This window comes from Stieleria marina (assembly GCA_007741555.1).
Classification (GTDB): Bacteria; Planctomycetota; Planctomycetia; order Pirellulales; family Pirellulaceae; genus K23-9.
The window spans coordinates 2557858-2571818 of sequence record CP036526.1; the positions used below are offsets into that span (position 1 = coordinate 2557858).

A 13961-nucleotide genomic window follows, 5' to 3' on the forward strand; every position below is an offset into this window, starting at 1 on the left:
TCAACAAAATATGTCTGATCACTCCACCGATTCACATGGCGACGGTCATGATTTCGCACATCCGATGCCAGTGCCTATGTTGCTGGCTGTTTTTGGTGCACTAACGGTTCTAACCATCATCACGGTGGGCCAAGCCAGCTTTGATTTTGGAAGCTACGATGTTTTGATTGTCATGTTTATTGCGACGATCAAGGCGACATTGGTGGGTGCGTTCTTTATGCACTTGGCTCATGACAAGCCGTTCAACATCTTTATCTTCGTCAGTTCGTTTGTGTTCGTCGGCCTGTTCATCATCTTTACGCTGAGCGACAGCCAGATGACGTCCAAGGATTTTATCCCCGTCGACGACGCAGTGCCGATTTCGGCACCTGCTGAACCGTCGTCGGTGCCAGCGGTATAGTTGGCGTAATGGAGTTTCCGATTCGACCGGTTTCGTCCAGCGACCATGCTGAATGGTTGCTGCTTTGGAACGACTATCTAGCGTTTTATAACGAAGGCATCGCGCCAGCTACGACGGCAAACACCTGGAAGAAATTTCATAATCCAGGCGGCCACGATTGTTTGGTTGCGATCGAAGCCAGTTCGCTCAAGGTGATTGGTTTTGTCACCTACCTCTTTCATCCCAGCACGTGGACGGACACAGGCTACTGCTATTTGGAAGACCTTTTTGTAGCGGAGTTGTTTCGGAAATCGGGCGCCGGTACTTCGTTGATCAAAGCGGTTGCCGGTGTGGCGCGGCAGCGGAAAGTGAGTCGCGTGTATTGGTACACGGACGATGCCAACGAGGTCGCCAAGAATTTGTATCGCAAAGTCGGGCAACAGTCCGATTCGGTCCAGTTCCGCATCGCCACACGTTAGACTTTGCCGCTCGCCAGTGGATTTCGCTCCACGCGTCGCGGGAGCTCCGCACTGCGTTGAGGATCGTTTCTGCGGGGATTCCTTGCTTGCTCCTCGCTGCCAATTGGTCTGCAGATTGCTTTGACTTGTGTATCGGTTTGCAGCGAATGACCGGGAGTTCACCCGGCGCTGTCGATCTCTGACATAATGGGAGGCTCACCATGCCGGCGCTGGTGCGACGTTTTCTTCTTGCCTCTTCGAACCCAGTGCTATGCCTGACACCCTTTGTGCGATGCGGACGACGCTGTTTGTCCTTGCTCTTTCGTTCGTGCCTGTTTGGGCGGTCGTTGGACAAGAACGCCCTAACATCGTGCTGGTAATGGCGGATGATCAAGGCTGGGGCCAAACGGGTTACTACAACCATCCCGTTCTGAAAACGCCGCATTTGGACGCAATGGCTTCTTCAGGAATACGGTTCGATCGTTTCTATGCCGGGGCTCCCGTCTGTTCGCCGACTCGGGGGTGTGTGCTGACAGGCCGGGCCAACGACCGCATCGGCGTGTTGTCACATGGGTACGCTCTGAGACGACAAGAAATTACGATCGCAAGTTTGTTGGCAGGTGCTGGATACGCGACGGGGCACTTCGGCAAGTGGCACCTCAATGGGATTCGTGGGCCCGGAGTGCCGGTGTTACACGGCGATACGCATCATCCCGGAAAGTTTGGATTTCAAAGTTGGCTGTCGGTTACCAATTTCTTTGATCGTGATCCGATCTTGAGCCGACGCGGGAAGTTCGAGGAGTTTGAAGGGGACTCGTCGGAAATTGTGATCGATGAAGCACTGAAGTTTATGCGTCGACAACACAAGAACCGGCAGCCGTTTTTTGCCGTGGTGTGGTATGGAACACCGCATGATCCGTTTAAGGCAGCGGACGACGACGCCGAAGCGTTTGCGGATCTCGATCCCGTTTCGCGTCAACACTACGGCGAATTGGTCGCGATGGACAGGAGCATCGGTACATTGCGGTCGGGGCTTCGCGAGATGAACGTTGCTGACAACACGATCGTATGGTTTTGCAGTGACAATGGCGGACTGGCAAAGATTAAGCCCGACACGGTGGGTGGTTTGCGTGGAAACAAGGGCAGCGTTTACGAAGGCGGTTTGCGTGTTCCAGGGATCATCGAGTGGCCCGCATCGATTCAGCCTCGTACTTCGCTGTATCCAGCGAGCGTGCTGGATATCTTGCCGACTCTCTTAGATGTAACGGGCGTCGAGTACCCGGACTCAGATCGACCACTCGACGGAATCAGTCTGACCAAATTGTTTGACGATGATTTGCGAGTTCGGCACAAACCGATTCCATTTCGTCACACCGGCAAGGCGGCTCTAGTGGACAATCGATTCAAGCTGGTGACGAATCGGTTAAACGAGGGCGGTTTTGAGTTGTACGATATAGAAAAAGATCCGAAAGAGAAGAAAAACATTTCAGAGCAGGAGCCCGTCATCGCGCAGCGAATGAGACAGCAATTGCTTTTGTGGAGCGAATCGGTCGATCACAGTGCCGATGGCAAAGACTATCCCGAAGGTCAAGTTGATCGTAGCGAGCCGGTTTCGCGGTTTTGGATGGACATGGACGAGTACAAGCCCTTCTTTGGCCAGTGGAAGAGTCGATGGGAGTATGCTGGGCGGCTTGATCCTGAGTCACGAAAGAAACGGAAGAGAAAGACAGCACAGTAGGAAGAGAAAGTCGGCGCGTCGCGTGCGGCCGACGAATGAGAAGCTGCCGCCGCCAAGACGGCTGGGGCAGCGCCTCCAGCGAGCGACACGTGAGCTGATTGCGTCGGTTGTTTTTCAAAAGTTTGCAACGAATGCTGACCCGCCTCTGTTACTCAATGCTATTTCCGCGCCCATGGTTTTCCCTCGCAGGTTGGCGACACAAAAGATTGAATGAGTGATTCGCAGACGATCCTGGTTCACATCCAGACCTTGCTGACCGAGAATCAGTCCAACGAGGCCGAGGACGTGGCTGGTCCCATCCAGTTAGAAGGCGACCAACTTTCCTTGGTCGGTGGGAAGGCTATTGTGTGTGTTGAGCTTTTCGCCAACGAAGGCCGACGTACTTCAGCGAAGATGGTGCACGCTCACGTGATCACACGGCTGGCCGGCAACGAGGGCGACGATGTGTCGACCATCGATCTGCCCGCTTGTGTCGTAGGGATCGACGGAGTGCATGCAGCCGCACTATTTGACGTTGCACGAGTGTGGGTCGATTTGGTCGCTGGCCCCGTTCTTTCAACTGTGCTTCAGCGGCCGGTTTTGAATGCCGAACGTCTGGAGCTACCAGGCCCAGCTGGAAAATCCGGTCTCGATGGCTACGTGGGGCAAGTTGGATTTCGGTTTGATGAATTGCCTGCTGAATCGAAGATCGCCCATGCGCCGCTTTTCGCCGACGTGGTCAATCTCGCGAGTCCTCGCCGGATGCATCTAGCAAAGGCGACGCTGGATGGAGCTGCCGGTCCTCGTTGGCGTTACACGGTCGAAGTGAATGGGCACGAATCGACGTACGCGGATCCAGATTGGCAGGGACTGTCAGAAAAAACGCACGGCGGAATCGCGATTCGCTTTGCAGTGTTGCAGTCTAGCGAACAGACCGCCTGGGGCAGCGAACGCGAAACAATCGACGCTTCGATTTTTCGCTACGTCGAGTTGCACGAGCAGGTTGAGCTTGAGGAAGTCGACCAGCGTTTTTACCAAGCGATGCAAGACGCTCAGCTGACCGAGCAGATAATCGATTTTGTTCCTCTCGCGTGTGCCAGAATTGCTTTTGGCGATCTGGTCCGGAATTGGCCCGGAGAGTTTTACGCGGTGGGCCCCGGTGGCCGGCTGAGTTCGCCGCATCGATTGATGGACGAAGTCACCTTTGCACGATCGATTGGCTTGGCGCCAGTTCTGAGGAGCGAAAGGTATCTTGCAGGATTGCAAAACTGCGCGAAGCGTTCGCCGGGTTTTGCCGCCATTGACCAGACGTCGCGCAATGGCAGCAAGTCTGAAAACTTGGAACTCTTGCCGCTTTTGATTCCGGTCGATGGCGCGGACCAGGAAGATATCCGCATCGCCATGAAAAGTTTGCCGGATCGCAAACCACAGACGTTACGACCGTGGTGGCGATTCTGGTGACTACTTGATTCCCGCGATTGCTACGCTGCCTTGATCTCTACGCAGCGCGACGATTTTCACCGCGAAGGCGAGTTTCGATGCGTTCGCGAGCATAGGCTCTTGGTCCAATTTCGGTTGGACGTGCGTCGGAATACCACTGACGTTCTTGGATCGCCGTGATGATTTGGTCGGCAACCATCACTGCACGCGCTCCGGCGCTGCCGCTGACCGTAGGCGAGACGCCGGTCTGCACGCTGATGACAAAGTCGTGTAGTTCGTCAAGGATTGCGTTGCGCGGCTGCAATTCCTGCGTATCGCACTGCAGGCGTTGGCTGAACAATTGGTCGGCGTAGCCGAGTGGGTTTTCGGTTGCCTGCGAAAGTTCAAACGAACGATCGACCAACGTATGGCAAGGCACGACGGTCGAGAGGGACGGTGTCCCAAAATCGATGTCTGCAAACCCGCCGCTGCCGTAGACTTGCATTTGTCGTGCAGGCGTCGGGCTAACGCGAGAGGCTTTTAAGTTGGCAACCAAACCACAAGCGAACTCAAGTCGCGTTTCGGCGATGTCTTCGTGGTCGCTGACGACTGAAACGCCACTAGCCGATACGGAGGTGATGGAGGAGTCGGTCATCGACAATACGAGATCCAAATCGTGGATCATCAAGTCCATGACGACTCCGACATCCAAGCATCGACCTGGGAATCGCGATGCGCGGACCGCTTCGACATACTTGACGTCGACCCCGATGTCACCGAGCGCCGTGAACGCCGGGTTGAAGCGTTCGACATGCCCAACCTGCAAAGTCAGCCGTTTGGCCGACGCCAAGAGGGCCAGTTGGTTGGCTTGTTCGCCGCTGGGCGTGAGTGGTTTTTCGACTAGCAGGTGTTTGCCAGCTTTTAGGAAGTCCTTCGCGATCTCAAAGTGCAGGTCGGTCGGAGCCGCAATGACAGCCGCGTCGACTTGGGAGATCACGTCACGATAGTCGGCGTACGTTGGCACCGAGAATAGTTTTTCGGCATTTTGGCGAGCAGCGTCGAATGGGTCGCTGATGGCAACCAGTTCGGCGCCGTCGACTTGGCCCAAAAGTTTGGCGTGGATGCGGCCGAGGTGACCAGCGCCGATAACTGCAGTTCGTAGACGACTCATGCCGCTTTCTTCTTTCTTCGGTCCTGGCCACGACCGTGTCGGCCGCCGCTGGAGTGATCAAGGCAATTGAAGAGATGTTTTAGGACAGGGCGAATCGGACCTTCATTGAAGAGCTGATCGCGAGCTGTTTCCACACCGACTTTGGATCGGTAGAGCAATTTGAACGCTTTGGTCAACGCTGTGATGTCATCCGACGAATAGTCGTGGCGTTTTAGACCAATCGTGTTGACCGCGCGAGGTTTGGTGGGCTGACCGTCGACAATCATAAAGGGCGGGACATCGTGCAAAACACGGCTCATCGCACTGACAAAGCTGAGCTGTCCGATCGACGCGAAGTGCGAGACGCCAACGCCGCCCGCCAGCGTGACATCGTTTCCAACGCGTACGTGTCCGCCAAGCATGCCATTGTTGGCGATGACGATTCGATCACCAACTTTGCAGTCGTGAGCGATGTGCGTGCCCGCCATGAAGTAGTTGTTGTTGCCGACCAACGTGATACCGTCTTCTTTCTCGGTAGCGCGATTGACGGTGCAGTGTTCGCGAAAAACATTTCCGTCGCCGATTTCCACGCAGGTGGGGGCGTCGGTGTAGCTGGTGTCCTGAGGGTGAGCACCCAAAACACTGCCAGGGAAGATATGGTTGTCTTCGCCGATCGAGCAGATACCCGTTAGCACAACGTGTTCGTCGACACGTGTGCCATCACCGATTTTGACATCAGGGCCAATCACACAAAAGTGTCCGATCTGAACATGATTGCCGATCTGAGCTCGGGGATCGACGACGGCCGTTGGAGCGATAGTCGCACTCATAGTTGCTCCGGTTGTCCGGTAGATGTGTAAAGGACGTGGTCAATATTCATGGCGGTGTCTTACGCTGCGTGCTGGTCGGGAAGTGAGCTGTCAGCGTCGTCGTTGAGTTGTGTCGCTTGTATCTGATCGTCAGCGATTGCGGCAAGTCGTTCTGCCATGCGTCCGTTGAGCGTATGGCCGCCACGGCAGGAAACGATGGAGCCAACAATGTCGCACCCGGCCAACGCAATGTCGCCGATCAGATCGAGTGTTTTGTGGCGCGAGCATTCGTCCGCAAAACGCAATTCATTGTCGATGGGGCCGTTGTCGCCAAAGACAAGTAAGTCTTGGTTGGTGACATGGCCGGCAACGCCTTGGGCACGCAACATCTCGGCCTGAGATTGCGTGACAAACGTTCGGGCACCCGCGACTTCTTTGCCGAAAGTTTCGGGGGTGCAGTGAAATGAGAACGTTTGTTCGTGGATTGGGCAGTCGTGATCGAAGCTCAAGCGGTATTCAAAACACGTGCCGGCGTTCTGCATCGCGCGATCAAGCGGTTCGACTTGGATCCAACGGTCCGCTAGTTCGATGCGAACGGTTTGTTGGATCACTAGTCGCTTTCGCTGAGTCGATTGCTTGGTGATTCCGGCGTTTTGCAGAGCTTGAAAGAATGCCAGACAGCTGCCATCAAGGCCTGGGAATTCTTCGCCATCGATTGACACAAAGCAGTTGTCAATCTGGAGTGCGTGCAACGCAGCCATCAGATGTTCGACCATCTCGAAGCGTGCATCGCCATCGCGAATGATGGTTCGCAGGGGCGTTTCGCAACGGTTGGCAGCCGAAGCTGTGCAGCTGGGCCGGTCGGTTAGATCACTGCGGATCAATCGAACGCCGGTTCCCGCAGGAGCCGGTTCGATCGATACACACACGAGTTTGCCAGTCCAGTAGCCGCGGCCGCTGACACTGCACGCGTTTGCGATCGTTTGTTCTTTGCGCGAAACGCTCACGCTGTGGCCTCCCTGCCAGTTAGCTGATTCATCCTTGAATGCAGCTATTGTTATCGAACGTTCAATCGGTTTGCTTGAGGTTGTTCAATCGCAATTGATCAGATCATTTGCGATTGAATTCAACACTCATGTTGACCGAACAAGTAGTGGGTTTGCCGCGTCTCCGCCAAGACGACGCCGGTGATTTGCGTCGGGAACTGCACCAAGCCATTGCATCAAGATTGACGACAATGGCTTTGGCAGTGCACGTTAACAACGATCTCTATCGTTGTGTTGCAGGAGCGCCGTTTCCAGCTACCTTCAACGCACGGTCAAGATATTGCATGACGATGGGGGTCATGTTCAACGAATCGTCGTGAAAGACGACGTTCTTCATGACGCCACGAATCACGCTATCGCCTTGACCCTGGTTCATCTCTTCGCTGTTGTAGCGAAGCACCAAGTTGATCTTGTTGTGCTCGGCCAAGAATTTGACGCCGGCAGCGATTTGCTGATAGTTGTCAAAGTAGATTTTGGCTTCGGCATCCGCGAGTTCTTTGCGCTTGCGAGCCATATCCAAGCGGAGCTTGGATTCCATAGAGGCGACTTGTTCTTCTTGCGCAGAGTAGTCCGGGCTGCCAGGTGTAAAAGTTTTCAGTTTTTCCGCGGCCAACTTCAGTTGATCACGTTTTGCCTTCAGTTCGGTATCGTAGCGTTTTAGATCACCTTCGACTTTGGTCACCTGAGCTTTGATGCCCGGATGATTTTTGAAGATATAAGCAACGTCAACAATAGCGACACGTGTCGCATCTTGGGCCGAAGCCACTGACGGGGCCATAACACTAACAACAGCAATGGCCATCACGATGGCCGATTTCTCAATAAGTCGCACGTCCGCTCTCCTTGCGTTTTGGGTGCGCATCCAACCACCGACGCTTTGTTTGGCGAATCCTCCAACAGACATCCATCGTCTGATCTTGGAAAACACTCACGTCGGCACGCCGATCGGTAACCACGGCATGTTCGATTCGATGCGGATTGTGTCACCCCACCGCTATGGCGTAAAGGTTGAAAACGTCGGATCAGGGCTGTCTGACAAAAAAGTTTCGAATCCCTTTTCCTGCGCAGGTGACCCAAATGTTGGGGAGGACGCAGGGAGTTGGGGTGAGTCGTTCGTTAACGCGAAACTTTGTCAGCCTGGCGGACGTTTTCCAAGTTTTACGACCACATCAAGTGGTTTGCCACGGCGAAGAACTTGGACTTGGAGCGAATCACCGGGAGAGTGATTTCGCAACAAGTCAAAGACATCCGTCGATGTTCGAATCCGGCGCCGGCCAATTCGACTGAGCTGATCGCCCGCTATCAAACCACTCTGCTTGGCTGGACTATCCGATCCAACGTACGAAATGACGACATGGTCGCTGCGATCAGAGAGCGAGATCCCCATGTAGACCGACAATTGCCGGCGTATTTGGACCTTGTTTTCCGTTTCCACATATCTCGGACGTTGGCTGCGAACAGCCAGTTGTAAAGTGACATTACTGACCGTATCGGTTATCCGGGACATGCCGCCGAAATCAATCTTGTCAAAATCGTCCGAAGGTCGGTGGTAATCATTGTGGAGTCCCGTGAAGTAAAACAGCACTGGCACGCCCGCTTTGTAAAACGACATGTGGTCGCTGGGCCCGTAGCCAGACGGGATTTTGTACAAGCTGAATTTGGCCACTTCATTGACCTGTTCGACCATCGCATCCAAGCCTTCCGCCGAACCTGTGCCATAAACGGTTAGTTCGTTGTCGCGAAGCCGGCCGACCATGTCCAAGTTGATCATCGCAGCGGTGGTTTCGAGCGAATAAAGCGGGTGTTCGACGTAATAGCGACTGCCTACCAAGCCTCGTTCTTCGCCCGTAAATGCGATGAACACGATGCGTCGATGCGAACGCAGCGTCTTCGTTTTTGGTGCTAGCATCGCTGCCGCGCCCAGCATGGTTGCCACGCCGCTGGCATTGTCGTCAGCACCGTTGTGAATCTCGACCGTGCCTGGTGCCAACGATCCATAGCCGCCCATGCCGACGTGATCGTAGTGAGCTCCCACGATTACCGTTTCGTTGGCAAGTTCGCCTTTGCCAGCAATGACACCGACGACGTTGGGGCTGTTGGCCGATGTCGGCTTGAGCTTGATCTTGAGCGTGCAGGTAACGTTGGTCAAAACACGCGAATCAGGGCGCAAGCGTTCGTTGATCGTCTTTTCAGCCAACTCCAGCGACGAGGGCGAAGAATTACGAATCAACTGATCGACCGTGTCGCGTGCAATCGAAACGACGGGGATTTTTGTGTTCTCGAACGTCGTGGTGCCCGCCTCGCTGATTCCAAGAAGTCCTCGACTGGCTTTGTTACGTTCCAGTTTCAGTGCTTGGATCGACGCGGTCACTCCGTCGATCTGCATTTGAAATTTGTTGCGGCTGTTCTTTGCTTTGGCAGGCAACGTCGCCATTTGTTTTCGCAAATTGGCATCGCGATTTTCTTCTTGCTGAATCTTGTAGCGAATGATTCGCTGAGCTTCATCAACGCTATTGGGATCGTTGACGAAAAGTATCGCTGCGGCACCATGCGCTACCGCGTTCTTTATCTTGGTAGTGAAGTAGGCATGACGCGTGTTGCGAACACCGTCAAAGGGACTTCGCGGATCCGACGCGCGTGGTTCTTTTCGTAAGACAATCACGACTGCGTCTTTTGCATTGATGCCGGCGTAGTCATCGTACTTCAGGTCGGGCGCAGTGATTCCGTAGCCGGCAAAAACCACTGGGCGATCGGCAATCGACCCAGTAATCGGTCCCGCAGCCATCGGGTTCATCGATTCGCCTAGTTTTGCACTCAATGGCGGATTGTCAGATTCGCCGAATGTGAAGTTGGCAAAGTTCTGGTCGGGGCTTCCTGGCTGTGCACCCAAATCAACAGGCACGCTTTGGTAAGCAGTGCCGCCAATCGTATCGATCTGCAAACCGCACGCTTTCATGCGGTCGACCACGTAGCGGGCCGCCAAATGAATCGTTTCATCGCCGACATCACGGCCACGGAGTTCTTCGCTGGCCAAGTAGCGTACATCACGCTCAAGCTGCGATCGGATTGTTTCCGTCGGTTCCGCGTCGCGGGGGAGCGTGTTGGCGGGCGTATCAGCGAAGGCTGGGGCGTTAACAAAAACAAGTAACGTCAGTAGCGAAATGCTGCGTGCGATCGATGCAATTTCGAGAGTGCGGAGCGAAGCGATGGGTTGCAGGATGCCGCGGAGTGATCGCGATGACACCGGTGCCAAATGATTTTGCGTCAAGAGTTTCTGCCTTGTTGACCGCGAATGTCGGTGTCTTCAGTTTTGGAATTTATCAGCGGGAGTGGGCTCCCGTTGGAGGACGCCGGCTTATGGGTTGGGTTCATCCATCTCCGCCAAGCCGCTCCCTGCCGGGCCTTGAGCAAATTGTAACGCTGCGATTGCAGGGGTGGGAATCTGCAAATGCCAGACGCGACACTTGGGCGCATAAAAAACCGATGCTCACTTGCCAATCACAGGGCAGGTGAACACCGGAATGAACAATCTTGTCCGGACTTAGATACTAGGCACCCGCAACGTCTTTGCCTTCTTGACGCTCGATCAGCCATAGCAAGATCGGGCTGGCAACAAAGATCGAACTGTAGGTACCGACCAGAACACCCACCACCAAAGCAAACGCGAATGCATGAATGCCTTCGCCGCCGAATGCGTACAGCAGCACGACCACGATCAGCGTCGTGACCGACGTCAGCAATGTGCGGCTGAGTGTTTGGTTGATGCTGGTATTGATCATCTCCCCGGTCAGCCGAGGAGCTTTGCCCTTGGTTTCGCGGATACGGTCAAAGACCACGATCGTATCATTGAGCGAATAACCGATGATTGTTAACAGTGCCGCAACGACCGTTAAACTGATTTTGAACGGATCGATCAGTAAGAATCCCAAAGCGTCTGCAAGCCAGTAACTGACGGCGATTGCACCCAACGTGATCAACACGTCGTGAAGCAAGGCCGCGACAGCTGCCAATCCGTAGATCACTCGTTGGAATCGGAACCAGATGTAACCGATGATGCAAAGCAAGCTGGCAAACAGCGAACCCAACGCACGGCTGATCATGTCGCCAGCAACTCGTTTACCGACTTTGCTGCTACTGATCCAAACTGGCTCGGTGCCTAGGTTCTGTTCCAGGTTGGCCATGATTTTGTCAGCCGATTCGGCCTTCATCGGAAGCCGGATTTTCCATTTGCTGAACGTCAGCGATGAACCTGTGCTCCACTCGTCGGCACCTTCGCCTTGGGGAGTCAATTCGATCGTCTTTTCGTTGAGCGGAACGCTGGCCGTTTCGGCAGCTCGAGTAATCTCGTCGATCAAGGTTGCTTCGTTGACAGCGGCTCCGTCTTTTTCGCTGGCGATGCCCAGCTCCATGATGGCCGTGCTGTAGGTCAGCGTGCCAGGAGTTTCGACCGTACCAGTGTTGCCGGTATCGCCTTCGGGATCATCGCCCAAAGCGGCGGTGGCATCCGCTGCAGTCGCATCATCGGAGGCTGCGGAATCGCTGTCCGCTTCGTCCGTCGGGGGATCTGCGGCGGCGTCCGTTTCGACATCGTCTTGTGGATAGAACGCCGTCAGCATGACGCCATTGCCGTTCTTGGTCTTAGAGCGAGACTTGAACTTAGATGCATTGGATTGGTCGGCGGGTTTGATCGCCACGTTGTAGCTGACCAGTCCGACGCTACCGTCTTCTTCAAACGCTTTGCGGATCGCGTCTTTGAGCTGGTCGACTTCTTCAAACGACGAGTCCACTTTGTAGACCGTCTGAGCATCGGCTCCTTCCATGCTAACGCCGTTGACCGTGAAATCGATTGGGTCATCGTCGCCGTTGTCCATGACTTTGCCGACGATGCTACGAACGGTTTCCGAATCGGTCGGTTTGTCCAATTTGAATTGCACGGACGAACCGCCTGCGAAATCGATATCCAAGATTCCGTTGCCGCGTGCGAACAAGGATCCCACGCCAACGCAGATCAGTACGGCGGAAAGTGCCAGCGTCAGTTTGCCTTTGCCAATGAAGTCCAGGTTGCCGTCGCCCGATACAGCTGATCGGAGCGAGTTGACGCCGTCGGACATGCTGAGTGTCAAGAAACCGTGACGCTCGGCAAAATCAAAGAAGGTTCGCGACATGTAAATCGCTGTGAACATGGAGAACAAGATGCCCAAGATCAGCGTGACCGCAAAGCCACGAATCTGGTCGGTACCGATCGCATAGAGAACAATCGCTGTGATCAGCGTCGTCAGGTTTGCGTCGACAATGGTTACGGTTGCTTTGGCAAATCCGTTTCGGACCGCCATTCGGTCTGCGGCGCCTTTTTTCAGTTCTTCGCGTATCCGTTCGAAGATAAGAACGTTTGCGTCGACCGACATACCCACCGTCAGCACCAAACCAGCCAGACCTGGCAAGGTCAGCGGCTGATTGATCAGCACCATCGTGGCCAAAATCATCGCCAAGTTCAGAATCAGTGCGATGCATGCGACGACACCTGCGAACCGATAATAGAAAAGGATGAAGACCAGAACCAAGGCGAGCGAGGTTCCGATGGCGTAGACACCTTTTTTGATCGTGTCAGCACCCAAGGTCGCGTCGATCTGGTTTTCGGCGATCGGTTGTTTGGTCAAGGCCGCAGGCAGCTGACCGGCTTTGAGGATCGCAACCAAACTGTCGACTTCTTCGCGAGTAAATCGTCCCGTGATACGCCCTTCTTTGCGAATGGGCTGCAGGATGTTGGGAGCCGAAAGCAGTTTGTCGTCGAGTACGATCCCCAACTGTCGCTGGAATGTTCCGGTTGGGGCGTTGTTAGTCGTCAGTGCAAAGAACTTACCCGACCCCTGATCGGTCAAGTTAAAGGCAACTGCGGGCGCACCGTTTTGGTCGTACGTGCTGGTGGTAAACGCTAGGTCTTCGCCTTTGACGTCTAGCAAGGGATCGACAATCATCAGGACTTCTAGCCCGGACATGCCTTGTTGATCGACCCACTGAGCTTGTTTGGTTTCGCCGTTTTCGCCCATTACGCTTGGTGGCATTTGAATGATTGCACCCGTTTGTGGGTTACGCACAACAGCGTCGCCGACGTTGACACGGAACGGAGCCAGTTCGCCTTCATCGACCAATTCGCGGTCAATGGCTGCCCAGCGCCCGACGATCGTCCCGTCGACGTCTTGCACGACGCTTTGGGTCCGCAAGTTTTGTTCGGGCGAGTCTGCCTGAGTGCGAGCGAGGTCAATTTGGCGTGAGTGGTCACGCTGATTGTTTAAGATCGCAAAACGCAAAATGCCGGCTTCGGCCATCTTGATTTTGATTTGATCAACTTCGCGCTGATCCACTTCGGGCACGATGACTTCGATTTCGGTTTCGCCGTAAGGACGCAAAACGATTTCGCGAGTACCACTGGGGTTAATTCGGCGGGTCAGCGGTTCGATCAAATCTTCGGATTTGATTCGCGTGCCCGTATCACCGTCGACACCAATGTTTTTGGAGGGATCGATCTCGTAGACCAGAATGGTTCCACCCCGGAGGTCGACGCCTAGTCCTGGCAATCGCTGGACCAAGATCACGACGCTGGCCAAGATCGCCAGAATTACGAACCCGAATCGAGTTCCGTAATTGGGCATCTTGAACATCTTGGCCAATCGGCTGCCAACGATGAATGGCAAAATCATGACCGCCAACGCGATGGCCAATGCACCGTATTGTTTCCACGAAATGCCTTCTTCGACGGGCGCGGCGCCCGCAGATGTCACAGCGACTTTTTCAAGTACCGCGTTGTTGTCGGCAGCTTGAGCAAGCGGCATGGCGAAATCAGTGATCGCACCGAGCATATTGCTGCCGTGGATCGAAAAAGCAGGAAGCCAATCGGCCAAAAAAGAGCAGTCCATCGTTTTAGTTTTCTGAATCAGGGGATTCGGGAACTCGATCAGCCATCGTGGCGTTTTCGAGCGATGTGT

General features: G+C 54.5%; 10 protein-coding genes. 4 read left to right on the forward strand and 6 right to left on the reverse strand.

Annotated features, from left to right (window positions below; translation table 11 throughout):
• The first annotated feature begins 10 nt into the window (after nt 1-10).
• From K239x_RS08840 to K239x_RS08855, 4 genes are all read left to right on the forward strand, one after another.
• Nucleotides 11-400 (forward strand): cytochrome C oxidase subunit IV family protein, encoded by a 390-nt coding sequence (locus K239x_RS08840; RefSeq protein WP_145417470.1) that lies wholly within the window; start codon nt 11-13, stop codon nt 398-400.
• An 8-nt stretch (nt 401-408) separates the two neighbouring features.
• Nucleotides 409-858: a GNAT family N-acetyltransferase gene (locus K239x_RS08845; RefSeq protein ID WP_145417471.1), complete on the forward strand. Its 450-nt coding sequence runs from the start codon at nt 409-411 to the stop codon at nt 856-858.
• Nucleotides 859-1108: 250 nt separating this feature from the next.
• Nucleotides 1109-2575, forward strand: coding sequence for a sulfatase family protein (locus tag K239x_RS08850; RefSeq protein WP_419189847.1), 1467 nt, complete (start codon nt 1109-1111; stop codon nt 2573-2575).
• Between the two features lie 210 nt (nt 2576-2785).
• Nucleotides 2786-4015, forward strand: a complete 1230-nt coding sequence (locus tag K239x_RS08855) for a hypothetical protein (protein WP_145417472.1) — start codon at nt 2786-2788, stop codon at nt 4013-4015.
• A gap of 37 nt (nt 4016-4052) precedes the next feature.
• Here the strand turns inward: K239x_RS08855 and K239x_RS08860 are convergent, their stop codons facing one another.
• The 6 genes from K239x_RS08860 to secD all read right to left on the reverse strand — a co-directional run bounded on the left by K239x_RS08860 (nt 4053) and on the right by secD (nt 13892).
• Nucleotides 4053-5144, reverse strand: coding sequence for a Gfo/Idh/MocA family oxidoreductase (locus tag K239x_RS08860; protein WP_145417473.1), 1092 nt, complete (start codon nt 5142-5144; stop codon nt 4053-4055).
• Entirely contained in the window at nt 5141-5953 is an 813-nt protein-coding gene (gene lpxA / locus K239x_RS08865) for an acyl-ACP--UDP-N-acetylglucosamine O-acyltransferase (protein WP_145417474.1), read from the reverse strand. The genes K239x_RS08860 and lpxA overlap by 4 nt, the downstream gene beginning before the upstream one ends.
• Nucleotides 5954-6012: 59 nt before the next feature.
• Nucleotides 6013-6939 carry a UDP-3-O-acyl-N-acetylglucosamine deacetylase gene (gene lpxC / locus K239x_RS08870; protein ID WP_145417475.1) on the reverse strand — a complete coding sequence of 309 codons (927 nt, stop codon included), beginning with the start codon at nt 6937-6939 and terminating at the stop codon, nt 6013-6015.
• Nucleotides 6940-7201: 262 nt separating this feature from the next.
• Nucleotides 7202-7810, reverse strand: a complete 609-nt coding sequence (locus tag K239x_RS08875; RefSeq protein ID WP_419189848.1) for an OmpH/Skp family outer membrane protein — start codon at nt 7808-7810, stop codon at nt 7202-7204.
• A 300-nt stretch (nt 7811-8110) separates the two neighbouring features.
• The gene (locus tag K239x_RS08880) at nt 8111-10246 is read right to left on the reverse strand and encodes a M28 family peptidase (RefSeq protein WP_145417476.1); all 2136 of its coding nucleotides are present in this window, start codon (nt 10244-10246) and stop codon (nt 8111-8113) included.
• Nucleotides 10247-10526: 280 nt separating this feature from the next.
• Entirely contained in the window at nt 10527-13892 is a 3366-nt protein-coding gene (gene secD, locus K239x_RS08885) for a protein translocase subunit SecD (protein WP_419189849.1), read from the reverse strand.
• Nucleotides 13893-13961: the final 69 nt, after the last annotated feature.